Here is a 23,969-nt window from a genome sequence, read left to right as displayed (position 1 = left end):
GGAAATTCCAAGTGCAAACTTGGAAAATCCAAGTAAGGTGTGTGACAAGCGCATCGAGAAGGGACGTCCATGCAGGTCAAGCAGTCGAGCAAGCTCGCGGGTGTGTCATATGAGATCCGCGGACCGGTCGCGGAGCATGCCGCGCGGCTCGAGGCCGAGGGTCATCACGTGGTGAAGCTCAATACCGGCAATCCGTTGCCCTTCGGCTTCGAGGCGCCCGCGGATCTGCTGCAGGACATGGTCCGCAACCTGCCGGTTTCCAGCGGTTACTCCTCCTCCAAGGGGCTGCTCTCGCCCCGCCGCGCGGTGGTGCAGTACTACCAGACCCTCGGGCTCGAGGGCGTGGACGTCGAAGACGTGTACCTGGGCAACGGCGTCTCCGAACTGATCATGATGGCCATGACCGCGCTGCTGGAGAACGGCGATGAAGTCCTCGTTCCCGCACCGGATTTCCCGCTCTGGACCGCGGCCACCGCGCTCAACGGCGGCCGGGCCGTGCACTACATCTGCGATGAGTCCTCGGACTGGTTCCCGGATGTGGCCGATATCGAATCCAAGATCACCGATCGCACGCGGGCGCTGGTGCTGATCAACCCGAACAATCCGACCGGCGCGGTGTACTCACCCGAGGTGCTGCGCGAGATCCTCGAGGTGGCCCGCCGCCACAATCTCGTGGTCTTCTCCGACGAGATCTACGACAAGATCCTGTACGACGGCCTGAACCACACCTGCACCGCGACCCTGGCCCCCGATCTGCTGGTGCTCACCTTCTCGGGTCTGTCCAAGTCCTACCGCGCGGCCGGTTTCCGCTCGGGCTGGCTCGTCGTATCCGGTCCCACCGAGCACGCTCAGAACTACCTCGAGGGCCTGACCATGCTCGCGGGCCTGCGCCTGTGCGCGAATGTCCCTGCCCAGCAGGCGATTCAGGCCGCACTCGGCGGGCACCAGAGCATCTTCGACCTCACCCGGCCCGGCGGCCGGCTGCACGAGCAGCGCGACCGCGCGTGGGAGGCGCTGAACGCCATTCCCGGCGTCTCGTGCGTGAAGCCCAAGGGTGCGCTGTACGCGTTCCCGCGCATCGACCGCTCGATGTACCCCATTCACAACGACGAGCAGTTCGTGCTCGATCTGCTGTTGCAGGAGAAGATCCACATCGTGCAGGGCACCGGCTTCAATTGGCCCGAGCCCGACCACTTCCGGATCGTCACCCTGCCGCACGCGGACGATCTCGAGGCGTTCATCGAACGCATCGGGCGGTTCCTGGCGACCTACCGGCAGTGACGGGCCACGGGCGTTCTCACCGCTCCCGGCCGAGCCCGCGTTCGCGGGACCGTTCCCGGCGGCGCACGCGCCAAGGGCCGTAGACGCGTTCGGGCTCAACGGCTCTGGTGGTCGCGGAGTTCATCTGCAACACCCGCAGACCCGGATCGGCGGTGGGATCGTCCACCACCGATTCGACCCGGCGATCCGGGGGCGGGGCGGTGCGATAGCCGGCCGCGTTCACCGCCCGCATCGCCTGTTCCAGCACCTCCATCAGCTCGCGGCCCGCACTGCCGGAGAAATCGTTGGCCCATAATTTGCGCAGCTCGTCGGCGAATCGCAGGCGTAGTAGATACGCCTCGTGCGAATCCCTGACCAGCTCCGCCGCTCGAATGATCGCCCACAGATCCCCAGCGTCATAAGACATTGCACTACCCGCCTTCGCCGGCCGCTCCCTACACGGCCGACTCCCACCCTATGGGGTCGCACCGACAGCGCCGGAAAAAGATTTCGAGAAAAATTTCCGAGATAGGTAGAAGACGCGAAACCGGCTCCGACCGATAGGTGACAACAGCTTCACCACATCGCGAGGAGCCCATCATGAGCACCACCGTCAACACCTTCTTCTGGTTCGATGCCAACGTCGGGGAGGCCGCCGATTTCTACGTCGCCGCGATTCCGAACTCCGCCGTCACCTCCTCCACCCCCGGCCCGGACGGCTCGCCGTTCGTGGTGACCCTCGAGCTCGCCGGGCATTCGATCACGCTGCTCAACGGCGGACCCGGTCACCCGCTCAACGATTCGGCGTCCGTGCAGGTCATCGTGGAAACCCAGGAGGAGGTCGATCGACTGTGGGACGCGCTGACCGCCGGCGGCGGCGAGCCCGGCCCCTGCGGCTGGCTGACCGACAAGTACGGGCTCAGCTGGCAGGTGGTCCCGTCCGCGCTGTTCACCCTGATGTCGGGTGAACCGGCCCGGAGCATGGCGGTCAACACGACGATGCGCACCATGTCCAAGCTCGATATCAAGACCTTGCAGGACGCGTACGACAACGCGTAACCGGATCGGGGCACGGTGGTCGGTGCGGGCGTGCTGCCCGCACCGCACCCGCCGGCGGCCGGTGTCGCCGCCGGCTGTCGTTCGGCCGCGTTCTAGAGTGAACGATCGTGGGCCCCGGCGAACTCGAGAATTTGCGATCCGCGCTGTCGTGCGTGTACCTCAAGCTCGAGGCCGAGACGATCACCGAACCCGACGTCGTCGAGTTGCAGACGCGCGCCGAGGTTTTGGAGGGGGAGATCGGCGCGATTCTGGACGCGGAGGTCATCGAGCGCATGGGGGAGCGCCCACGCGGTGCGCCGTCGCATTCGAGCGATTCGGCTGACACATTGTTCTGAAATCGCTCGACGGGCCGAATTCGTTCGCCCGCGATCGATTTTCGTGCCTGGACGCGGACCCGCTCAGGCGGGCGAATCCTCGTCCAGCGCTTCGATGAGCGTGCCCAGCGAGGACAGCAGCGTCCGGCGCTGCTCGGGCTCGAGCCGATCCATGGCGGCCGCGAAGCGCTGGATCCGCGCCGAGGTCAGGCCCGTCACCAGATCGTGCGCCGCCGGGGTCGCCGAGAGCAGTTGGGCGCGGCCGTCTTCCGGATCCGCGTCCCGGGTGAGGTAGCCCGACTTCTCCAGACTGGTCACCACCCGCGACATCGTGGGCGCGCTGACGCGCTCGACACCGGCCAGATCGCTGAGCCGCATGGGCCCGGATCGAGCGAGGGAGGCCAGCGCGGACGCGGCGCCGGGGCTGAGCGCGCCCAGATCCCCGGAATGCCGCAGCAATCGCAGCAGACGGCCGATCGTGTGATAGAGATCGGCGGCCTCGCTGAGCTGCTCGGTGTCCGCGGCACTGAGTTCGGTGTCGGCGATACCGGAATGCGCGGACAGCGTGGCCTCCTCGATCATGGGGTCAGATTCCCGCGCGGTCGGCTGCGCGGAGTTCGGCGGCTTCCGCGGGAGCGTTCCCGTTGCCGGCGAACCACGATGCCACCGCGCCGATCAGCATCATAAGTGCCGCGCCGAGGAAGACGACCACCAGTCCGGAGTGGAACGGGCCCGAGATCAGGTTGGGGAAGAACTCCTGACCGGTCAGGACTTCGGTCTGCACGCCCGGATGTTCGAGGGTGCCGCTCGGGCCGAGCAGTTCCTCGATCGGGTTGTACCCCAGGAACGCCGCGAACAGGCTGCCGACCGGGGGCAGGCCGGCCGCGTCGGCGGCGACCTCCGGGGACACGCCCTGCGCCTGGAGTCCGGAGTCGAGCGCGCCGGGCAGCGGTGAGGACAGGCCGACGACCATGAGGGAGAAGAAGATTCCCATGGACAGCGCCATACCGCCGTTGAGCAGTGTGGCGCGAATGCCCGAGGCCACACCGCGCTGGTCCGCGGGCACCGCGTTCATGACCGCGGCGGTGTTGGGCGAGGTGAACAGGCCCGAGCCCAGGCCGTTGAGCAGGATGATGCCCGCGAAGACCCAGTAGTTGAAGTTGACCGGGATCGCGACCAGCAGCACGAAGGTCAGCGCCATCACCGACATGCCCAGCGTCGCGAACGAGCGCGCGCCGTAGCGGTCCGACAGCCAGCCCGAAACCGGTCCCGCCGCAAGGAATCCCAGGGTCAGCGGAAGCATGTAGATGCCCGCCCACAGCGGGGTGACCTCGTAGTCGAAGCCGTGCAGCGGCAGCCAGATGCCCTGCAACCACATGATCAGCATGAACTGCAGCCCGCCGCGCCCGATCGAGGCCATGAGCCCGGCGACGTTGCCCAATCCGAAAGCGCGCGAACGGAACAGCGAGAGCTGGAACATGGGCGCGTCGACCTTGCTCTCGATCACGCAGAACAGCGCCAGCAGCGCGAAACCGCCGAGCACCGAACCGATCACCCACGGATTGCCCCAGCCGGTGTTCGAATCCCCGTACGGCTGAATGCCGTAGGTGATGCCGGTGAGCAGGGCGGTCAGGCCGAGCGCGAAGGTGAGGGTGCCGGGCAGGTCCAGCTTTCCGGGCGTGCGCTGACCGATGTCGTGCAGCGCGCGGTACGACCAGATGGCGCCGACGATGGCGAACGGCACGCTCACCCAGAACACGGCCTTCCAGTGCCATTCCGACAGCAGGCCGCCGATCACCAGTCCGAGGAACGAACCCGCCACCGCCGCAACCTGGTTGATGCCCAGTGCGAAGCCGCGGCGCTCGACCGGGAACGCGTCGGTGAGGATCGCCGCCGAGTTGGCCATCAGCATGGCGCCGCCGACGCCCTGCACCACGCGCCAGCCGATCAGCCACAGCGCGCCCGCGTCATGGGTGAACGGCACCAGCGACAGCGCGACCGCCGAGATCGCGAACACGACGAATCCGAGGTTGTAGATCCGCACGCGCCCGTACATATCCCCGAGTCGCCCGAACAGCACCACGAGCACCGCGGATACCAATAGGAAGCCCATGAGCAGCCACAGCAGGTAGCCCACGTTCCCCGGTGAGAGCGGATTCAGGTCCACACCGCGGAAGATCGCGGGCAGCGAGATGATGACGATCGAGGAGTTGATGGTGACCATCAACATGCCCAGCGTGGTGTTGGCCAGCGCCACCCACTTGTACCGCGGATGGTCATGGTCCATCCGCCGCCGCCGGCGGATCGTCTGAACATCACCGGTGTCGAGCTCGGTGGTGGTGGCGGACACAACGCCTCCCGAAGAGATAGCAGTACGAACAACTCATTCAATATAGTTGTTAGTTGCTAACTAACCAATTCGGACGGGGTCGACGCGGTGGCAAAGCCCGCGAATGCTCGGCGTGACCGGCCCCGATACGGGCGATGAGGTGCGGGCGGGGCATGATTCGGGCATGGGATCGGTGAGCGGCGGGTACGTGCGGCGGGCGGTGCTCGATCGCGACGGAGTGCCCTCGTTCGAGGCGTATCCGTTCGCGCTGCCGGTGGTGCGCTGTCTGGTCGAGCTGGAGCTGCACCCCCGGGTGACGTTTCTGGTGGGGGAGAACGGCAGCGGGAAGTCGACACTGCTCGAGGCGATCGCGACGGCCTGGGGGTTCAACCCGGAGGGCGGCACGCGGAACTTCAATTTCTCCACGCGGGGATCACATTCGGAATTGCACGAATACCTGCGGCTGGTGAAGGCCGTGCACAAGCCGCGGGACGGGTTCTTCCTGCGGGCGGAGAGCTTCTTCAACGTCGCCACCAATATCGAGGACATGGATCGGGAGCCCGCGAGCGCGCCGCCGCTGATCGATTCCTACGGCGGGGTCTCCCTGCACGAGCAGTCCCACGGCGAATCGTTCTTCTCGCTCATGCTGCATCGCTTCGGCGGGGACGGACTCTACGTGCTGGACGAGCCGGAGGCGGCGTTGTCCCCGAGCCGGCAGCTGGCGATGATCGCGCGGATGCACGAGCTGGTGCGGGCGCGCTCGCAGTTCCTGATCGCCACGCATTCGCCGATCCTGATGGCCTATCCCGACGCCTGGATCTATCAGATCGGCGAGGACGGGTTCGAGCGAGTGGAATACGAGGACACCGAGCACTACCGGGTGACGCGGACGTTTCTGGAGAATCCCGGCAAGTATCTCGACGAGCTGCTGGACTGAGGCGCGCCGGCGCCCGATCCGTTCGGGTGCTTGGCTTTTCGGCGATCAGGTGGTCTTGCGGATGATCAGCTCCGGGGTCAGCAGGGTGTTGGACGCCGTCTGGTTCTCACTCCGGATCAGCGAGCGCAGCAGTTCTGCGGCGCGCCGGCCGGAGTCGGCGAAATGCTGGCGGATGGTGGTGAGGTCGAGCGCTTCGGCCAGTGGGCCGTCGTCGAAGCCAGCCACGGCGATATCGGCGGGGGCCCGGAGTCCGGCGTCGCGCAGGCCGGCGAGGAAGCCCGCGGCCAGGACGTCGTGATGGGCGACCACGGCGGTCGGGCGGTCCGATCGGCTCGCCACCTCGGCGGCGAGTGCGCGCGCGGCGTCGAAAGTGTTGTGCGGCAACGTCAGTTCCTCGACCGCGTGCGCGTCGCCGCCCAACGCGCGGATGAAACCGCGCCGGCGGAGTTGGCCGGGGGAGACGTAGTCCGTCGAGCGCTGGGGTTCGTGCAGATAGCCCAGGCGTTCGTGGCCATGATCGCGCAGGTGGGCGGCGATCAGATATCCGGCGTGCTCGTCGTTGAAGGCGACGGTGCTGAACGCGGGGTGCACCGAGTCCACCAGTACGGTGGGCGGCCCCCAGCGCCGCAGCCGGTCCGCGCCCTGCTCACCGAGCGGCACGCCCATGATCAGCAGCCCGTCGACGTCCCCGCGCACGGGCAGCGTCTCGAGCAGCGGCGAACTCGCTTCGGCGGCCGACGGGCTGTCCAGCACCACGACCTCGACGTCGTCGGGGCCGAAGGTCTCGAGAATCCCGATCAGGCGGGTGCGGTAGGTCTCGTAGCTGCTGAAGGGCGCGAGTACCGCGATCCGGCCGGTGCGGCGCTTAGCACGCTCGGAAGCCGTTGCGCCCGGGCGGTAACCGAGTTCGCCGGCGATGCCGATGATGCGGTCGCGGGTGGCGGAACTGACACGGTCGGGGTGGTTGAGCGCGAGGGACACCGTGGAGATGCTGACACCGGCCGCCTGGGCTACCTGGTAGATCGTCACGCTCGAATTCCCCACGTTCTCACCCTAATCCATCGTCGACGTGCGGCCGGTACGACCGTTGACTATTGCGCCGATCACACTTTAAAGTCCTTCGTAGAAGCACTTCGATGGAGGACTCGATGTCAGATTACCTGGCACGCGCCCGCGCCGCGGGCTGCGAGCCCGCCGTGTCGGACTGGCTCGCGACGGTGTACGCGACCAGGAGCTCACTGCCGCAGCCGCCGCCGGACGACTGGATCGGCCGGCGCACGGTCGCCCGCGAGATCTCGGACATCCTCGCGGCCCGGTTCACCGCGCCGGGCCCCGCCGCGTGCGAGGTCACCCGTCACCGCGTGCCCACCCGGGCCGGGCAGATCACCGTGGTCCACTACCGGCCGCCGACGGCGCGACCGCGCATGGCGCACCTGATCTTCCACGGGGGCGGGTTCGTGCTCGGCAGCGTGGACGAGGACATCAACAACCGGGTGTGCCGGACCCGCGCCCTGGCCGCGGGCGTGGACTTCTTCGATGTCGACTACCGGCTCGCGCCCGAGCACAAGTTCCCCGCCGCCCTCGAGGACTGCCTGGACGTTCTGCACTGGCTGCGCGCGAACGCGGCCGAATTCGGCTTCGAGACCGACCGGATCGGCGTCGGGGGCATCTCGGCGGGCGGCAATCTCGCCGCCATGGTCGCGGTGCACGCCCGCGACCTGGGCGTGCCGCTGGACCATCAGATCCTCGAGGTACCGGCCACGGACCTGCACATCGAGCGGGACGAATCCTTCCTCGCCTACGCCGAACTGAACGATCTGGGCGGGGATTTCACCGCACTGCGGGCGGCGTACCTCGGCGCGGATCACTCGCCGGTCGGCCCGGCGGCGCCCGCCGAGGTGGCCGACCTGTCGAATCTCGCACCCGCCCTGGTGATCACCGCCGAACTCGACCCCCTGCGCGACAGCGGGGAGGCGTACGCGGCGGCGCTGGCCGCGGCCGGGGTGCCCGTGCGGCACTGGCGCGCACCCGGTCATCTGCACGGCAGCGGGACGCTGACGCTCACCTCCCCGACCGCGCGCGCCTGGCAGGACCTAGCCGTCGAGTTCCTGCGCAGCCGCGCGATCCAGCCCGCATCGACCCATTCCTGATCGGAGCCACCATGCCCCTCGACGCCAATCTCGTTCGCGCACTGACCGAACTCGGTGTCCCGCTGCCCGAACCCACCGATGACCCGGTGAAACAGCGCACGCGCGCCTACGAATTCGAGGAGGCGGTGTTCCCGGCGCTCGGCCTGCCCGGACCGCGGGTGCCCATCCACGACCATGTCGTGCCCGTGCCGGGCTACCCGGATGTGCCGGTCCGGCTGTTCTACCCGCGGGAACCCGCCAGCGGTTCGGCGCTGCCGGTCTGCCTGTTCTTCTACGGCGGCGGCTTCAGCCAGGGCGGGCTGCATCATGCAGGCGTGGCGGCCCAATGTGCCCGGCGCGCCGCCGAAGCCGGGGTGATCGTCGCGGCGGTCTCGTACGCCCTCGCCCCCGAGCATCCCTATCCCACCGCCCTGGAACAGGGGTACGCGGCACTAGAGTGGGTGGTGCGCGAGGCGAGCGCGCTCGGGGCCGACGCGACGCGGATCGGGGTGTCGGGACAGTCCTCGGGCGGGAATCTCGCAGCCGCGCTGACCCTGCTCAATCGCGACCGCGGCGGGTACCCGCTGGCGCTGCAGATTCTCGAGGTGCCCTTCCTGGATCTGACCGACGACCCGGGCGAACGCGATCTCGGCGAGGTCACCGCGGAGCTGATCGCGGACCTGGCCCGGCTGCTGCGGTGGTATCTGCCGGAGGGCGCCGACCGTCGCGACCCGTACGTATCCCCGCTGCGGGCAACGGATTTCACCGGCCTACCCCCGGCCTACATCGTCACCGCCGAATGCGATCCGATCCGCGGCGACGGCGAGCGCTACGCCGCCGCCCTCGCGAACGCCGGAATCCCGGTGTCGGCGCTGCAGCTGATCGGCCTGCCGCACAACGGCGGACTGTTCGAGCGGGCCTCGCTCACCGCCCGCTCGGCGGGCCAGGCCATCGTCGCGGCGCTGCGCACCCTGCACGACTGAATCACCCGCTCGCACAACGGAAGACAATGATGTCCGACACCGACCTGACCGCGGCGACCAGCGTCGCCTTCCCGGGCAGGAAGCAATCCCCGCTGTTCCTGCCGACGCTGGTGCTGGCGTATCTCGGCGCGGCCCTGGCCGCGCTGTCGGCCGGGTTCGTCAGCATCCCGCTGCGTTTGGCCGCCCTGGCTCCCGAGCACAAGTCCCAGCTGCTGTCGCTGACGGTGGCCGCCGGCGGCATCGTGATCATGGTGGTCTCGGCGCCGCTCGGGCGGATCAGCGACGTCAGCACCGCGCGGGCGGGGATGCGACGGCCCTTCATCCTCGGCGGCGCGGTGGTCAGTACGCTCGGCATGCTCGTGCTGGCCTTCGCGCCCGGTGTTCCCGCGATTCTGCTCGGCTGGGCCATCGCGCAGGCCGGGTTCGGCGCGACCACCATGGCGCTGAACGCGCTACTGGCCGAACAGATTCCGTCGACCATCCGGGCGCGGGTGGCCGCGGCGTTCGGTATGAGCACCGGACTGGCTCCCGCAGTGGGCAGTTGGCTGGTGGGGGCGCTGCCGGGCGATCCCGCGTACTGGTTCGGCGTGCCCGCCGCGTTCGCGCTGGCCGCCAACGTCGCGATGTTCGCGGTGTTGCGCGACATCGTGCGCACCGAACCGGTGGCGCTGAGCCGGCGGAGTCTGCTGGGCAGCTACTGGATCAACCCGGTGCGACACCGGGACTTCGCGTGGGCGTGGGTGTGCCGCCTACTGGTCACGCTCGCCCTGGTTTCTGTGGCGACCTACCTGCTGTATCTGCTCACCGATCGGCTCGGGCTCTCCGAGGCCGAGGCGACCCGGGCCCAGGGCGCGGTGATCGGCGCGATGTTCGCGGCGAGCGTGGTCACCAGCGTGCTGTTCAGCTGGCTGTCCGACCGCACCGGCCGGCGCAAGCCGATCGTGTACTCCTCGGCGCTGTGCACCGCGTTCGGCCTGCTGGTGACCATGTTCGCGCACGATCTGACCGTGTTCACCGTCGGTGTGACCCTGGTGGGGATCGGGCAGGGCGCGTTCGCCTGCGTCGACGTGGCGATGATGACCGAGCTGCTGCCGGACTCCTCGGACGCGGGAACCGGGCTGGCGGTGATCGCGCTGTCCTATCAGCTGCCCCAACTGCTGCTGCCGGTGGTGGCGACGCCGCTGCTGGCCATCGGCGGATCCGGGCCGAACTACACCGCGCTCTTCCTGGGGTCGGTGCTCGCCGCCGTCCTCGGCGGACTCGCCGTGCTGCCGATCAAGTCCGTGCGCTGAGCGCGCGGCCCGAGCAATCTCTTTCTCGTAGCAAGGAATAAACCATGAATGAGTCCGCTGATCGCCCGCCGCGCCGCCGCCGGGCCCTGCTGAGTGCCGCGCTGGGCGCGGGTATCGCGGTGGCCTGTGCGCCGGTGTCGGCGGCACCCGCTGCCGCGGCCGCGGTGATCACCGCCGAGCACTGGCTGACCCCGCGCACCGTGCAACTGACGGTCGCCACCGATGCGTTCGCCGCGCCCGTCCCGGTGGAGGTGACGTTCCCCGCCGGCTACGAACCGGGCGGTGCGCGCCGCTGGCCGGTCACCTACTACCTGGCCGGAACCGCGCACGACGAGGCCACCTTCCGGGCGATCTATGACGGGGAGACCATCACCGCCGACTACCCCTCCCTGGTGGTCTCCCCGCGCGGTGACGCCGGATTCTGGTCCGATTGGCTCGACGGCAGCGCGAAATACGAGACGTTCGTGATCGATCAGCTGATACCGCTCATCGACGCGAGCTTCGCCACCCACGCCGATCGCGCCCACCGCGCGATCATGGGGGAGTCCATGGGCGGCGCGGGCACCCTGCTGCTCGCGGCGCGGCATCCCGACGAATTCGCCGCCGCCGCAAGCCTGTCCGGTGCGGCCGACACCAACATGCCCGACACCTGGAACGTGGTCTCGATCGCGCCGGCGCTGCAGGGCGCGGCTCCCGACGCCATCTACGGCCCGCGCGCGAGTCAGGAGATCCGCTGGCGCGGGCACAATCCCGCCGATCTGGCGAGCAACCTGGCCGGGGTCGACCTCCAGCTCTACACCGGCAACGGGGTTTACGACCCGGCGCACGGGGAGACACAGGTCGAAGCCTCGGTCGGGTGCGCGCTGGAGAGCGCGGCGATTCACGGACCGAGCGTGAGCACGCACGGGCGCATGCTGGAGTTGGGAATCGCACACGAGTGGGTCGAACTGCCCTGGGGTTGCCACGGTGTGGCGCTGTTCCAATTCGAGATGCGAGCCGCCATAACGCGATTCGAGGAGCTGTTCGCCGACCCGGCGGCGGTCCCGGAGTCCTTCGACTACCGCTCGATCGAACCGGCCTTCGAGGTCTGGGGCTGGGACGTGCGCGCCGATCCCGCCCGGGCGGCCCAGTTCCTGGATCTGCACGAGGTGAGCGCACGCGGGCTGCGGGTCACCGGCAGTGGCACGACCACGGTTACGACCCCGCCGCTGTTCGCCGCGCGAGCAGCGGTCACCGTCACGGTCGACGGCATCCGGTCCCTCGTGACCCCCGATGCCGAAGGCCGCGTGACGGTCTCGGTGGATCTGGGCCCTGCCGATCGGCAACAGCAGTACACGCCGGGCGCTGTGGCCAGCGCGCGCACCGCCGAGGTGTCGTTCGAAGGCTGAGAGCGGGAGTGCACTCGCGTCGGCGGGTGGAACGCTGGGCCGCCGCGCGCACGGCGAGCTCGGCGGCCGCGTGCGGGCTGTTCGACGCGGTGACCGACCGTGTGCCTGCCGGGCGCGCGGGTACGCCGAGTATCGGGCACGTGCCTACCGCCCCACGGTCGTGGCGACCGCTGGTTACGGGTACCGGCCGCTGCCGAACGCCGTCCGCAACGACGAACAACTCGTTCGGAGGCCTGCCCGTCCCGCACCGATCGGTGTTGTCCCGCACCGGGTCAGCGCGGGTGCGGGAGGCGAGCCATAGCTCACCGCCCGTCGGGCAGGGTGCGTGTGAGCATCGCGGGGCGATTCAGGGACGGCGGTGGGTGCGGGTTAGGGTGGGCGGCATGGTGACGCCCGAGGCGAATGAGATGGGGGCTCGCGGTCACGCCGCCGGCCCCCGCAACGACTGAGCACTTGAATCGCGTTCCGCGGCTACTTGCCGCGGGGCGATCGTGCGCACCTTCGGGTCCCGGCCGCGGTGACGAGACGTCTTCCTGTCGTTCTCTCACTTCGGAGTTCTCGATGCCTGTTTTCCTCTACCTGCTTGCCGTGGCGGTATTCGCCATGGGCACTTCCGAATTCATGCTCGCGGGGCTGGTGCCCGACATCGCCGCGACACTCGACGTGTCGATCGGTGCGGCGGGGCTGCTCACGTCGGCTTTCGCCGTCGGCATGGTTGTGGGCGCGCCGCTGATGGCCGCGCTCGCACGCCGTGCCCGCGCCCGGACGACACTGCTGTTCTTCGTATTGCTCTTCGCCGCAGCGCATCTCGTGGGTGCGCTCACGACGAGTTTCGGGGTGCTGCTGGGGACGCGTGTGATCGCGGCGCTGGCCAACGCCGGATTTCTCGCCGTCGCGTTGAGCACCGCCGCCGCACTGGTGGCCGCCGATCGGAAGGGCCGCGCGCTGGCGGTTCTACTGTCCGGCACCACACTGGCCACCGTCGCCGGGGCCCCGGGTGGCGCGCTGCTCGGGGCGTTGCTCGGCTACCGAGCTACGTTCTGGGCGATCGCGCTGCTCTGCGTGCCCGCCGCGTACGGCATCGTCCGGGGAATCCCCGCCGATGCGGGAGCCGCGGACAACGCGACCGCACCGTCCCTGCGCGACGAGATCCGCGAGTTGGCCCGGCCCGGACTGCTACTGGTCATCGTCCTCGGCGCGCTGGTCAATGCCGCGACCTTCGCCACGTTCACGTTCCTGGCCCCGATCGTCACCGGCACGGCCGGGCTGGGCGAACTGTGGGTTCCGGTGGCGCTGACGCTGTTCGGCCTGGGCTCGTTCGCCGGTGTCACCGTGGCCGGACGCATCTCGGATCGCCGGCCCGGCAGGGTGATCGCGTTCGGCGGCCCGGCGCTGCTGCTCGGCTGGATCGCACTGGGCGTCCTGGCCGGGCAGCCGGCGGCGCTGCTGAGTCTGGTGTTCGTCCAGGGGGCGCTGGCCTTCGCGGTCGGCAGCACCCTGATCGCCCGCGTGCTCTACGCGGCCGAGAACGCACCCACCATGGGCGGGTCGTACGCGACGGCCGCGCTCAACATCGGCGCCGCGGGTGGCCCCGCGGTGGCAGCGGCGACCCTCGGCGCGGGTGAACTCGGCCCCGTGTGGGTGAGCGGCCTCCTGATGGCGATAGCGCTCGTCATCGCGCTGCCGCTGCTGCGGGTCGTCGCGCCCCGAGCTGTTCCGGCGCCGCGCTGATCCCGAGCACGCACGCGTCCCCGATCCGGTTCCGGCGCACCGGGACAACGTCTCGGCGTCAGTTCCCGGACGGCGCGACGCAGGTGTTCACCGGCGGAACACCTGCGAAACGGTCTGCGATGTAAGGCATTCCGGCGGCGAGGGCGGCCAGCCCGGCGGCAACGTGGTCGAGGCCGGCGTACTCGCGAACTTCCACCGGCGCCCCGCCGGCACAGAGGGTGCGTGCCAGGCTGCGCTGGTCCTCGGCCAGGGCGACCCCGTCCCCGATGCCGTCGCTGATGCCGAAGGCGATGAGCATCGGGAATCGGGGCGTGCCGACGGTGCCCATGACGAGCGCGCCGGTCATGTCGGTCAGTGGCGAGAAGCGATGGTAGTCGGCGTATTCGGGGGCGAAGAGCGACCGCATCTCGATGACCGGCAGCGCCTGCGCCTCGAGGGCGCACAGATCGGCCGCACGCGCCATGATCTGTGTTCCATACGGCGACAGGTAGGGCGTGAGGTCCACTTCGAAGCCCCGGCTGATGCCGGTGAGCACCAGCGGCAACACCTTCGACCACACGGGCGAGCCGTCGATGTAGTCGATGGTGTGCAGGAAGTTCACCGGCAGTCCGCCTTCCACCGCGCCCACGATGCGCAGCTCCGGCGCGTACCGGGCCGCGAGCTCGGCGGCGAACTGGGTCGCAAGGCCGCCGCCGGAGAAGCCCAGCAGCGCAACGGGTGTGACACCGGGCGCGACGTCCAGGACCTGTTCGGCCGCCCGGATGCCGTCGAGGGTGCCGTAGCCGGATTCGTGCCCCGCCCCGTAGTGCAGGCCGGTCCCTTCGTAATCCGCTGTCACCACGGAATATCCGGCCGCCAGGGCCGCGGTGAGCACCGCGTGGTCCAGGCCCGGCGGGCCGAAAGCCGTGGCGTAGGAAGGATTGCACCGCGAGCTGAGCGCGTCGTATGCCGCCTGATACGAGACCAGGCGGGGCGCGCCGGCAGCTCCGGGCGGGCGCACGATCAGCGCGGCGGTCACCGCCGGTCGGCCCAGCTGATCGGTGGTGCGATACAGCGCCTGGGTCGCGGCGCCGGGCAGGGCGGCGCTCACCTGCCGGGTGCGCAGGACGGCGCCGGGCGCGATGTCCGCGAGCGCGCCGTCGTATCGATAGAACGAATCCTCGGCGGGCAGCGGGGGCTGGACCGCGGGGGGCGGCTGGGCGGCGGCGACGGCCGAGGCGGTCAGGGGCAGCGCGGCCAGCAGCGCGCAGAGGGCGAGCTTTCGCATGAAGGGGAAGAGTCCTAGCGGTCGATCGAAGAGCTTCTACGAAGAACTTTAGACACCTCGCTCTCGATTTCGCGGCCGATTGCCGAAGCTCGGATCGAAGTCCGGCAAAGTCAGTAGAGACCGGTCGGTTCAGAGTTAGGCTGGGCGGACGCTAAGCACGTATCCAGCGGACCCGGACGGAGCGCGTTATGGGATACCGGCGGAGTTTGGGGGCATTGCTGCTGGCCGCGGGGCTGGCGGCCGCGACGGGATGCGGGACGTCGAGCGAGCGGGCCGCCGAGCCCGATTACGCGGCGACACTGCGGCCGATCATCGAGAAACTGATGCGGGACAACGCTATTCCCGGGGCTGCGGTGGTGATCCGATCACCGTCGGACGGCGATTGGACCGCCACGTTCGGTACCGGGACGATCGGCGAGAACGACCCGATCACCGTGGACGATCACTATCGCATCGGCAGCAATACCAAGACGATGACCGTGACCGTGCTCCTGCAACTGGCGCAGGAGGGCAAACTCGCACTGGACGATCCGATCGCGAAATACGTGCCCGACGTGCCCGGCGGCGATCGGATCACCCTCGCCCAATTGGCCGAGATGCGCAGCGGGCTGTACAGCTACACCTTCGATCCGGACTTCAACGCCGCACTGGACGCGGACCCGCGCCGGGTCTGGACGCCGCGGCAACTGCTGGACATCGCCTTCGCGCACCCGGCCAATTTCGAGCCCGGCGCGCGCTTCGAATACTCCAACACCAACACCATCCTGCTCGGGCTGGTCATCGAGCAGGTGACGAAAACCGCTGTGGCGGAGAGTTTCCGAACCCGCATCTTCGAACCGCTGAACCTGCGGAACACCAGTTTCCCGGCCGCGAACGACGACGCGATCCCGGATCCGCACCCGCGGGGCTATGCCTTCGGCACCAATGTCTCGACCATCGACACCTACGCGCTGCCGCCGGATCAGCAGGCGGCCGCCGTCGCCGGAACGCTGCTGCCCACCGATCAGACCGTCGCGAGCCCGTCCTGGGCGTGGACCGCGGGCGCGGCGATCGGCACCGTCGACGACATGGCCACCTATGTGAAAGCGCTCGCCGACGGCGGACTGCTCGACGCGCGCATGCAGCAGACCCGTCTCGACAGCATCGAGCCGATCGACCCCGCCAATCCCGGTGTCGCGGGCTACGGCTTGGGCATCGTCCGGTTCGGCGAACACCTGCTCGGCCACGACGGGCAGATTCCGGGCTTCATGACGTTCATGGGTCACGACCCCGACGCCGATCGCACCATCGTGATCGCCACGAATCTGGCGGCGGTGCCTGCCGGGGAAGGCTCGGCGCTCGTTCTGGTCAAGGGCATCCTGCCGACGTTCTACGGCGCGAACGCGGTCGGTGGCCACGATCCGGCGCGTCCCTCGCCGGGCCCGAGCGGGTCGTCGGAGCCCGCGCCCACGACGCGTTAGGCAGGGGCGGTTCGCCACGGCGACACGAGGAACCCCGTTCGGCGCATCGCTTCGCGCCCCGGGGTCCGGCACGACGAGGGCCGAACCGACCCGCTCACCGGGCACTCGTGCCCCGAGTTATCGGGGCGGTCGAGGACGAACACGCAGCCGGGCCGGGATGTCGCGGACGACTTCGTGGGTGATCAGGGCGTCCGGCGGGCTCGCTCACAGTAGGGTTCGCACTCGGAACAGGACTGTGAGGAGAACAGATGCCCGCCGGGTGGATTCGAGTCGTGCTGAGTGTGTCGCTGCTGGCCGCGGGAGCGGTAGCGGCGGCGCCGGCCGCGAGCGCGACGGGGCCCGAGGCCGCACCGGGGCTGGAACGGTACTACGGGCAGGAACTGCGGTGGCGGGGGTGTGACGACGCGCAGCTGGACCAGGCCGGGGCGCAGTGTGCGAATGTGGTTGTGCCGCTGGACTACAGCAAGCCCGACGGGCGCACGCTGACGCTGGCGCTCTCGCGGATCGCGGCGACCGACCCCGGGCAGCGGCGCGGCATCCTCATGTCCAATCCGGGCGGGCCGGGCGGCACCGGCCTGCGATACATGGTGACCACGCAGCAGAATTTCTCGGCCGAGGTGCGAGCGCGGTACGACCTGATCGGGATGGACCCCCGGGGCATCGGGCGCTCGGACAAGGTCGGCTGCGCGCTGCCGGTGCCCAGCATCCTGTTCTCGGCCGGATTCGACCTGTTCGGGTACGCGCGCGACACCGCCCTCGCCAGCGCCTTGGCCACCGCGTGCGTCGCGCCCGATCCGGACAAGATCCGGAACATCAACACCCGCAACACCGCTCGCGACATGGATATCGTGCGCAGCGCGTTCGGCGAGCAGAAGTTCAGCTACTTCGGTGCGTCCTACGGGACCTACCTCGGATCGGTGTACACGCAGATGTTCCCGGACCGGGTGGACCGGGTCGTGCTGGACAGCGCCGTGGATCCGGACATGATCTGGATCGGGCACTACCAGCACATGGGACCCGCCAACGAATACGCGCTCGACGACTGGGCCGCGTGGGCGGCCGGGCATGACGACGAATACCGGTTCGGTGCGACCGCCCCCGCGGTGCGGGCCTTCGTCGCCGACACGATTCGCCGGGCCGGAGCGCATCCGGTGTTCAACACCAGCTTCCTGGTCGACGAGCACACCGTGCCGCTCATGGTGTTCGCGCTGCTGTCCAATCCGCAGTTCAACGCGCGCCTGGCCACGGTGGTGCGCATGATCTCCGACGGCGCCGAGGGCAAGCCGATCGATCTGGACGATCTCAAGGCCAAGGTCACCGCCGCGGTGCCGCTCGAGGCCGCGAGCCTGGCGGCGGTGCTGTGCGGGGACCGCGCCGCTCCCCGCGATCCCGCCTGGTACCTGGCCAACATCGAGCGCACCCGCGCCACCCAGCCGATATTCGGGGCGTTCGCGAACAACATCAGCGCGTGCGCGTACTGGCCGGATCCGGTCGAGCCGCCCACCGAGATCGGCAACGCCCATCCCGCGCTCATTCTGGCCTCGACCCATGACACCCGCACCGTGTACGAGGAAGGTGTTGCGCTGCACCGCCGTTTGACCGGGTCACGACTGGTGACGCTGGCGGACACCAGGATTCACGGCGCGTTTCGGGTGGGCCTGAGCCCGTGTGTCACCGACGCGGTCAACACCTATCTCGCCGACGGCGTCCTGCCCGCCGAGGACATCACCTGCGCGGCGGATCCGAGCTACTTCCCGCGGTAGCGGCGGGCCACCCGGCCACGGCGACGGCGGCGTCCGGACGGATGCCGCAACGGTCCGGCGCCGGGTGGGCGAAACGACATGGGTGCGACTGTCGCCGGGCCGCCGTACGCTCTCGCCCCATGGGTCTAGCGATATCAGTTCATTCCTACGCTTTCGCGCTGTCGGAGGGGGACCTCGAGTACGCCGAGGATCTGCGGCGGGACCTCGCCGCGATCAATCGGGTACTGGCCGAGAACGACCTGCCCGCGCACGAGGAACCGGAAACACGGGGTGCGGCGACCCGGCGCGAGCATATGGGCAGCTTTCCGTACAGCTTTCTGCACTACCTGCGCCGGGCCTACGCGCACGCGTACACCAACCCCTCCGAGCCGCTGACGCCCGTCGCCGCCGGCGAGAATCCCACCGAGGACGAGCTGGTCGACGATCTGCTGTACATGTTCGACTGCCATCTCATCAGCCATTCCGATGCCGAAGGCTGCTACGTTCCCATCGATTTCGACCATGTGCTGGCCGCGGAGGCCGCCGATATCGCGCTGCCCGGCGGCATCCTCGGGTCGTCGGTGGCGCTGCTGCGCGAATTGACCTACCTCGCGCCCTATCTCGGCATCGAACTGCGGGACGGCGTGCTCACCGACGAGGTGGCGGCGACAATGGCCCGGACGGAAGACGACGATCCCTTCGCTCGCGAACGCGAAGTGTGGCTGACGCTCTTCGAGAGCGCGCGGGTCTCGGTCGCGAACAACACACTGATCTCTTTCGGCTGACGGTCCGGTTCGAGAGGTTCGGCCGACGCCACGAAGGCCGGGGCGCGGACCATGGCCCGAACCGCCCGGTGACGAGCGGTTCGGATAGCGGTGACCCAGCTCGTGTGGGAGCCCGGCGCCCGTGGCGTGGTCGTCGCCGATGGTCTGTCAGTCGGACCACAGGCGAGTGTCGCGTGCCTTCACCTGTGCGGCGACACGGGCGACAGCGTCGACGGCGCTCAGCGCGGGTAGCCGCCGCCCGTCTCGCAGCCGGATCGACACCTCGCCGGCGGCGGCCTCCTGCGCGCCGAGGATGAATTGATAGGGCGCGAGCCGGGTTTCGCGCACCCGGCCCGCCAGGCTGCCGTCGCTCACCACCCGCACCCGCAGTTCGGCGCGCAGGCAGTGGTCGCGAAGTGCGGCGGCGGCCGAGTCCTGGGCTTCGGACACCGGCAGCACTACGACCTGCACCGGGGCGAGCCACGCCGGGAAGGCGCCGCCGTGCTGTTCGATCAGGTGCGCCACCGCGCGCTCCACACTGCCGATGATGCTGCGGTGCACCATGACCGGCCGGTGGCGGTCACCGTCCGCGCCGACGTAGTGCAGGCCGAACCGCTCGGGCTGATGGAAGTCGACCTGCACGGTGGACAGGGTCGACTCCCGCCCGGCGTGATCGGTGACCTGGATGTCGATCTTCGGGCCGTAGAACGCGGCCTCGCCCTCGACCGCGTCGTAGGGCACCTCGGCCCGGTCGAGCACCTGTCGCAGAATCTCGGTCGCCCGCAGCCACATCTCCGGCGCGGCAACGTATTTGCCACCGGCACCCGGCAGGGAGAGTCGATAGCGCGCGTCGGCGATTCCCATGTCGCGGTAGGCGGCGGCGATCAGCGCGAGCGCGGCGGCTGCCTCGTCGGCGACCTGGTCGAGGGTGCAGAAGATGTGCGCGTCGTTGAGATGGATACAGCGCACCCGGGTCAGCCCGCCGAGCACGCCCGACAGCTCCGAGCGGTACATCACGCCGAGTTCGGCCATCCGCAAGGGCAATTCGCGGTAGCTGTGGGACCGGGAGCGGTACATCAGCGCGTGATGCGGGCACAGGCTCGGGCGCAACACGACCTGCTCGTCGCCGATGTCCATCGGCGGATACATGTCGTCGGCGTAATGCGCCAGGTGCCCGGATATCTCGTAGAGTTCGCGCTTCCCGAGAACGGGGGAGTACACGTGCTGATATCCGGCCCGCCGTTCGACGGCCCGGATGTAGTCCTCGAGGCTCTGCCGCACGATCGCGCCATCCGGGAGCCAGTACGGCAGTCCCGCCCCGATGAGCGGGTCGGTGTCGAAGAGGCCGAGCTCCCGGCCCAGTTTCCGATGGTCGTACACGATGGTCGTCCTTCCGTTCGCGGGCGGATGACGACACGAGAAAAGCCCCGGGCGTCCGCCCGGGGCTTGATCAGAGATGCATCAGCGCGCCGGGTGCTCCGGCGTCGTGGTGACGAGTACGCGCTGCATGTCGGCGAAGGTATCTCGCAAACGCCCGCCCGGCAACCGATTTCCGTGGGCACCGGTCCGAATATCGATCGATAGCGTCCGGGGATGGCCAGCGTGATGGCCGTTCGGGGGCGGCGATATCGCCGATCGTGGTCACCGCCGGGGCCTACGCGGTGCTGGTGACTCGAGCGCGGCGACGGGACTCGGAGGCGGGGTGGTCGGGCCCTGGCAGGAGAGGTGGGATCCGGGGGCGTTGCGGGCGCAGGCCCTGACCGAGGTGCATGCGGAGCAGGCCGCACCGGATCCCGCTCCGGTGTTCAGCTCCTGAGCTTGCCCGGGGCGGGCGGATTCTCCTGTGCCGCGGCAGCATAGCGGCGGGCGAGGTCCGCGAAAGCCGTTCGGAGGGCCGGGGGGTCGATGACCTCGATGGCGGTGTCGAACCTGCCGAGAGACGCGGCCAGGGCGGGCCAGGACCAGGAGCCCAGGGTCACGCGGGTGCGGGTGGGGGTGACGGGCTCGGCGGTGCCGTCGTGGAGGAAGGGGGTGATGGCGGACAGGGGGAGGTCGAGGATCGCTTCGCCGGTGCAGGGCCAGGCCGGGGCGGTGGCGTCGGGGGAGCCGCGGAATTTCGCGTTCACGAAGGTGGCGGGGTCGGCGGCGGGGAGGTCGCGCGGGGTGAAGCGGGGGCCGGTGGGGATGCGCGGGGTCATGCGGTCGGCGCGGAAGGTGCGCCAGTCGGCGCGGTCCAGGTCCCAGGCCAGCAGATACCAGCGGCCGGCGCGGACCACGAGGTGGTGGGGTTCCACGCGGCGGGGCGGGGAATCGGGTTGCGGCCCGGCCGATTCGGACGCGTAGTCGAAGCGCAGCACCTCGCGGGCGCGCACCGCCGCGCTGAGGGCGAGCAGGACATCGGAGCTCACCCGATCGCGCGGATCGCCGCCCGGGCGTTCGACGGTCGCGAAGCGCAGGGCGTCCATCCGGGCGCGCAGGCGTGCGGGCATCACCTGCCGGACGGTCTGCAACGCGCGCAGGGCCGCTTCGGAGATATCCGCGCCGCCCAGGGTCGCGGTCCGCAGCGCCACGGCCACGGCGACCGCCTGCTCGTCGTCGAACAGCAGGGGCGGCAACTCCGCGCCCGCTTCCAGGCGATAACCGCCGTCCGGACCCTTCGCCGTCGCGATGGGATATCCGAGTTCGCGGAGCCGGTCGATATCGCGGCGCACGGTGCGCGGACTGATGTCGAGCCGCTCGGCCAGCAGCGCGCCGGGCCAGTCGCGCCGGGCCTGCAACAGCGAGAGCAGGGCCAGCAGGCGTCCGGAAGTCTTCGGCATGTTTTTCATACTGCCTCGAGTAGCGGACACATCCTGGCCTCTTCTCTCGAGAGGGTGGTTTCGGACCAGCCGATACGAGAGCAAGGAGTCGATCATGACCATTCAGACCACCACGCACCTGAACTTCCGCGGCGAGGCCCGGGCGGCCCTGGAGTTCTACCGCTCGGTGTTCGGCGGCGACCTCACGGTCATCACCTACCGCGACGCGAACGCGGTGACCACCGAATCCGCGGCCGACCAGATCATGTGGGGACAGGTGCTCTCGGACAACGGCTTCCACGTCATGGCCTATGACGTACCCGAGGCGACCCCGTACGACGCCGGTGTGAATCCGGTGTTCGTCTCGGTGCGGGGGGAGACCGTCGAGGAGATCACCGAGTACTGGAAGGGCCTGTCCGAGCGCGCCACGGTCCTCGCCCCGCTGGCCCCGTCGGGCTGGGCGCCCGCCTACGGGATGCTGCGTGACCGCTTCGGGGTCACCTGGGTGCTGGACGTGGCGGTCGAATACCACGGGTGAACCTCGGACACACCGGACGCACACCCGGGCCGCCCGATCGGCCCGGGGTCGTTTTTCAGGGGAAGCTGGGGGTCTGGAAGTCCAGGGCCTCGGCGAATGCGGCCAGATCGACCTGGCGGCGGGCGTTGGAGATGCCGGTCACCACGCAGGTGCCCAGGGGGCCGGTGCGGTCGTAGATAGTGGCGGTCGCGATCGCGATGCCGTCGCCCGCCACCTGGTCCTGGGCGAGGATGCCCAGCTCAGGGCCCAGGGGCAGGCGGGCCAGGGTCACTGTCAGATCGCTGTTGATGTAGCCGACGCCCTCGGTGCCCCAGTTGCAGACCAGGTTGGTGGCGTCGCCGACGAAGGCCGCGCGCTGGAAAGGGGAGATGGGCTCGCCCTCGACCAGAGCGGGCAGGTTGTGCCAGGCCGACTTTCGTTCGCTGTTCTGGCCGGAGGCGAAGTCGCCGGTCCAGTCCAGATCACCGGATTTGAACAGCGGCGGCGAGCCTTCGGGCGCGGTCAGCGGCTGTTCGGGTTGCGGCAGGTGCCGCGTCGCCTGCCACACCTGCCCGGGCGGCTGATCGCCCGCCGCCACGTACATGACCGTCGCCCGGGCGCGCACCTGATCCTGCTGAATGATGGCGGCGTCGATGACGCGCACCCGGCGGCCGTCGCGCACCACCTCGCTGTACATGCGGATCGGCTCGTTCAGCACCGGGCGGAACAGGTCGACGGTGAAGCGTGCGGGAATGAAATCGTCTCCGGGACAATGCCATTCCAGTTCGCGGGCGAGCAGACCACACACCGCTGTGCCGCCGAGCTGGTTCGGCGACCACGGACTGATAGACATCTCGGTCGCCACATAGTGATCATCGACCAAAGTGAAAAATGCGACCACGCGTCCCGAACCCTTCTCGCCATCAAGATCTCTTGCATTAGAGCATGTTTCACAATTCACCGAACACCGGGCCGGGCTATACCGGAGGTATGGACTCCGTTCACGCGCCGCGGAACGCCTTGTCCCCGACCCGCTCGGGATCGGTGATGTGCGCCAGGAACAGCCGCGCGGCGGGGGTCGGGGTCCTGGTGGTCACCGCGTGCCAGGGCCGGGTGAGCGGGGTGCCCTCGATGTCCAGCACCTCGAGCCTGCCCTCACTCAGGTCCGACTCGATGGCGTCGGTGTGGATGAGCGTGATACCGAGCCCTTCTCGGGCCGCGGCCAGCGCGGCGCCGTGCGTGCCCAGGGTCAGGGTGGGCGGGCGGATCTGGAGCCGGTCGAACAGCGCGAGCGTGGTGTCGCGGGTGCCCGAGCCCGCGCCGCGCAGTAGCCAGGTGGCCTCGGTGACGTCGGGCCAGCGGCCGGGCGCGCCGACCACCACCAGCTGGCAGGGGCGGCGGGCGCGGGTGACGAGCGTGCCGTCGCGGGGCGGGCGACCGGCGACCACGAGATCGGTTTCGTGGTGGTTCAATTCGAGAAACAATACATCGCGCGGCTGGATCGAGAGGCCGAGTTCGATATCGGGATAGCGATTGCGAAACGACGCCAGCAGGCGCAGCAGCACGTACTCGCCGGCCGTGGCGACCACCCCGATTCGGAGCCGGCCGGTTTCGGCCTCGCGCACCGCGGCATGCGCCTCCTTCATCAGGCCCAGAATGCTGCGGCAATAATCCGCGTACACCCGCCCGGCCTCGGTCAACGCGATTCCGCGGCCGGATTTCGCGATCAGTTTCGCGTCCAGTTGTTTCTCGATGTGCGCCACCGCGGCCGACGCGGCCGCCTCGGTGATGTGCAGCTGCGCGGCGGCCCGGCGGATGCTGCTGTGCCGGGCGACGGCGAGAAAGGTTTCCATGCGGACCGCACTCACCGTACCCATCTTCAGACGGTAGCAAACTTGACGAAATGGTTGAGCGAGACGAGGAACAATCGCATTGTCCGTCCGGAAATCGGCCGTCATCCTTGGAATCGGAAGCGCCCCAGCACCGTTCGCAGGAGGAA

22 protein-coding genes are annotated in these 23,969 nt (G+C 69.3%); 13 read left to right on the top strand and 9 right to left on the bottom strand.

Annotated elements, in window-relative coordinates; all coding sequences use genetic code 11:
• Nucleotides 1–69 precede the first annotated feature (69 nt).
• Nucleotides 70–1,281, top strand: coding sequence for a pyridoxal phosphate-dependent aminotransferase (locus ACFVBH_RS00375; protein WP_354989032.1), 1,212 nt, complete (start codon nt 70–72; stop codon nt 1,279–1,281).
• Nucleotides 1,282–1,297: 16 nt separating this feature from the next.
• Here ACFVBH_RS00375 and ACFVBH_RS00370 read toward each other — a convergent pair whose 3' ends face one another.
• The gene (locus tag ACFVBH_RS00370; protein ID WP_354989033.1) at nt 1,298–1,687 is read right to left on the bottom strand and encodes a hypothetical protein; all 390 of its coding nucleotides are present in this window, start codon (nt 1,685–1,687) and stop codon (nt 1,298–1,300) included.
• A gap of 173 nt (nt 1,688–1,860) precedes the next feature.
• Between ACFVBH_RS00370 and ACFVBH_RS00365 the strand changes: the two genes are divergently transcribed.
• Both ACFVBH_RS00365 and ACFVBH_RS00360 read left to right on the top strand, forming a co-directional pair.
• Nucleotides 1,861–2,319 (top strand): VOC family protein, encoded by a 459-nt coding sequence (locus ACFVBH_RS00365; protein ID WP_378998418.1) that lies wholly within the window; start codon nt 1,861–1,863, stop codon nt 2,317–2,319.
• Between the two features lie 107 nt (nt 2,320–2,426).
• Nucleotides 2,427–2,654 carry a hypothetical protein gene (locus tag ACFVBH_RS00360; protein WP_378998416.1) on the top strand — a complete coding sequence of 76 codons (228 nt, stop codon included), beginning with the start codon at nt 2,427–2,429 and terminating at the stop codon, nt 2,652–2,654.
• Between the two features lie 63 nt (nt 2,655–2,717).
• On the opposite strand, the gene ACFVBH_RS00355 is transcribed toward ACFVBH_RS00360, so the two are convergent.
• Together ACFVBH_RS00355 and ACFVBH_RS00350 are read right to left on the bottom strand one after the other, a co-directional pair.
• Nucleotides 2,718–3,215 (bottom strand): MarR family winged helix-turn-helix transcriptional regulator, encoded by a 498-nt coding sequence (locus tag ACFVBH_RS00355; RefSeq protein WP_378998414.1) that lies wholly within the window; start codon nt 3,213–3,215, stop codon nt 2,718–2,720.
• A gap of 4 nt (nt 3,216–3,219) precedes the next feature.
• On the bottom strand, nt 3,220–4,920 hold the full coding sequence (locus ACFVBH_RS00350) for an MFS transporter (protein WP_379001534.1): 1,701 nt from the start codon (nt 4,918–4,920) through the stop codon (nt 3,220–3,222).
• A gap of 226 nt (nt 4,921–5,146) precedes the next feature.
• On the opposite strand from ACFVBH_RS00350, the gene ACFVBH_RS00345 reads away from it, so the two are divergent.
• Complete coding sequence (locus ACFVBH_RS00345; RefSeq protein WP_378998412.1) at nt 5,147–5,899, top strand: AAA family ATPase; 753 nt, start codon at nt 5,147–5,149, stop codon at nt 5,897–5,899.
• Nucleotides 5,900–5,944: 45 nt separating this feature from the next.
• Here the strand turns inward: ACFVBH_RS00345 and ACFVBH_RS00340 are convergent, their stop codons facing one another.
• On the bottom strand, nt 5,945–6,943 hold the full coding sequence (locus ACFVBH_RS00340) for a LacI family DNA-binding transcriptional regulator (protein ID WP_378998410.1): 999 nt from the start codon (nt 6,941–6,943) through the stop codon (nt 5,945–5,947).
• A gap of 104 nt (nt 6,944–7,047) precedes the next feature.
• On the opposite strand from ACFVBH_RS00340, the gene ACFVBH_RS00335 reads away from it, so the two are divergent.
• The 5 genes from ACFVBH_RS00335 (at nt 7,048) to ACFVBH_RS00315 (ending at nt 13,422) form a co-directional block, all read left to right on the top strand.
• Nucleotides 7,048–8,049, top strand: coding sequence for an alpha/beta hydrolase (locus tag ACFVBH_RS00335; RefSeq protein ID WP_378998408.1), 1,002 nt, complete (start codon nt 7,048–7,050; stop codon nt 8,047–8,049).
• An 11-nt stretch (nt 8,050–8,060) separates the two neighbouring features.
• Complete coding sequence (locus tag ACFVBH_RS00330) at nt 8,061–9,011, top strand: alpha/beta hydrolase (protein ID WP_378998406.1); 951 nt, start codon at nt 8,061–8,063, stop codon at nt 9,009–9,011.
• 29 nt (nt 9,012–9,040) lie between these two features.
• On the top strand, nt 9,041–10,303 hold the full coding sequence (locus ACFVBH_RS00325) for an MFS transporter (protein WP_378998404.1): 1,263 nt from the start codon (nt 9,041–9,043) through the stop codon (nt 10,301–10,303).
• 44 nt (nt 10,304–10,347) lie between these two features.
• Nucleotides 10,348–11,691: an alpha/beta hydrolase gene (locus tag ACFVBH_RS00320; RefSeq protein ID WP_378998402.1), complete on the top strand. Its 1,344-nt coding sequence runs from the start codon at nt 10,348–10,350 to the stop codon at nt 11,689–11,691.
• Nucleotides 11,692–12,252: 561 nt separating this feature from the next.
• A complete protein-coding gene (locus tag ACFVBH_RS00315; protein ID WP_378998400.1) occupies nt 12,253–13,422 on the top strand; it encodes a Cmx/CmrA family chloramphenicol efflux MFS transporter in 1,170 nt (389 codons plus the stop codon).
• Between the two features lie 58 nt (nt 13,423–13,480).
• Here ACFVBH_RS00315 and ACFVBH_RS00310 read toward each other — a convergent pair whose 3' ends face one another.
• Nucleotides 13,481–14,689, bottom strand: coding sequence for a lipase family protein (locus ACFVBH_RS00310; RefSeq protein WP_378998398.1), 1,209 nt, complete (start codon nt 14,687–14,689; stop codon nt 13,481–13,483).
• 188 nt (nt 14,690–14,877) lie between these two features.
• Here ACFVBH_RS00310 and ACFVBH_RS00305 point away from each other — a divergent pair, with 188 nt between their 5' ends.
• The 3 genes from ACFVBH_RS00305 (at nt 14,878) to ACFVBH_RS00295 (ending at nt 18,676) form a co-directional block, all read left to right on the top strand.
• Nucleotides 14,878–16,149 (top strand): serine hydrolase domain-containing protein, encoded by a 1,272-nt coding sequence (locus ACFVBH_RS00305; protein WP_378998396.1) that lies wholly within the window; start codon nt 14,878–14,880, stop codon nt 16,147–16,149.
• Between the two features lie 248 nt (nt 16,150–16,397).
• Nucleotides 16,398–17,912, top strand: coding sequence for an alpha/beta hydrolase (locus ACFVBH_RS00300; protein ID WP_354989046.1), 1,515 nt, complete (start codon nt 16,398–16,400; stop codon nt 17,910–17,912).
• A 119-nt stretch (nt 17,913–18,031) separates the two neighbouring features.
• Complete coding sequence (locus ACFVBH_RS00295) at nt 18,032–18,676, top strand: hypothetical protein (protein ID WP_378998394.1); 645 nt, start codon at nt 18,032–18,034, stop codon at nt 18,674–18,676.
• Between the two features lie 147 nt (nt 18,677–18,823).
• Here ACFVBH_RS00295 and thrS read toward each other — a convergent pair whose 3' ends face one another.
• Together thrS and ACFVBH_RS00285 are read right to left on the bottom strand one after the other, a co-directional pair.
• The gene (thrS, locus tag ACFVBH_RS00290; protein ID WP_378998392.1) at nt 18,824–20,035 is read right to left on the bottom strand and encodes a threonine--tRNA ligase; all 1,212 of its coding nucleotides are present in this window, start codon (nt 20,033–20,035) and stop codon (nt 18,824–18,826) included.
• A gap of 425 nt (nt 20,036–20,460) precedes the next feature.
• Nucleotides 20,461–21,474, bottom strand: a complete 1,014-nt coding sequence (locus ACFVBH_RS00285; RefSeq protein ID WP_378998390.1) for a helix-turn-helix transcriptional regulator — start codon at nt 21,472–21,474, stop codon at nt 20,461–20,463.
• Nucleotides 21,475–21,568: 94 nt separating this feature from the next.
• Between ACFVBH_RS00285 and ACFVBH_RS00280 the strand changes: the two genes are divergently transcribed.
• A complete protein-coding gene (locus ACFVBH_RS00280; protein ID WP_354989050.1) occupies nt 21,569–21,991 on the top strand; it encodes a VOC family protein in 423 nt (140 codons plus the stop codon).
• Nucleotides 21,992–22,046: 55 nt separating this feature from the next.
• Here the strand turns inward: ACFVBH_RS00280 and ACFVBH_RS00275 are convergent, their stop codons facing one another.
• Together ACFVBH_RS00275 and ACFVBH_RS00270 are read right to left on the bottom strand one after the other, a co-directional pair.
• The gene (locus ACFVBH_RS00275) at nt 22,047–22,823 is read right to left on the bottom strand and encodes an acyl-CoA thioesterase domain-containing protein (protein ID WP_378998388.1); all 777 of its coding nucleotides are present in this window, start codon (nt 22,821–22,823) and stop codon (nt 22,047–22,049) included.
• Between the two features lie 148 nt (nt 22,824–22,971).
• Nucleotides 22,972–23,847: a LysR substrate-binding domain-containing protein gene (locus tag ACFVBH_RS00270; protein WP_354989052.1), complete on the bottom strand. Its 876-nt coding sequence runs from the start codon at nt 23,845–23,847 to the stop codon at nt 22,972–22,974.
• Nucleotides 23,848–23,969: the final 122 nt, after the last annotated feature.

Source organism: Nocardia sp. NPDC057668, assembly GCF_042799795.1.
Classification (GTDB): domain Bacteria; phylum Actinomycetota; class Actinomycetes; order Mycobacteriales; family Mycobacteriaceae; genus Nocardia.
Note: the sequence above shows the minus strand (reverse complement) of the source record. Positions and strands in the feature narration are given on the sequence as shown.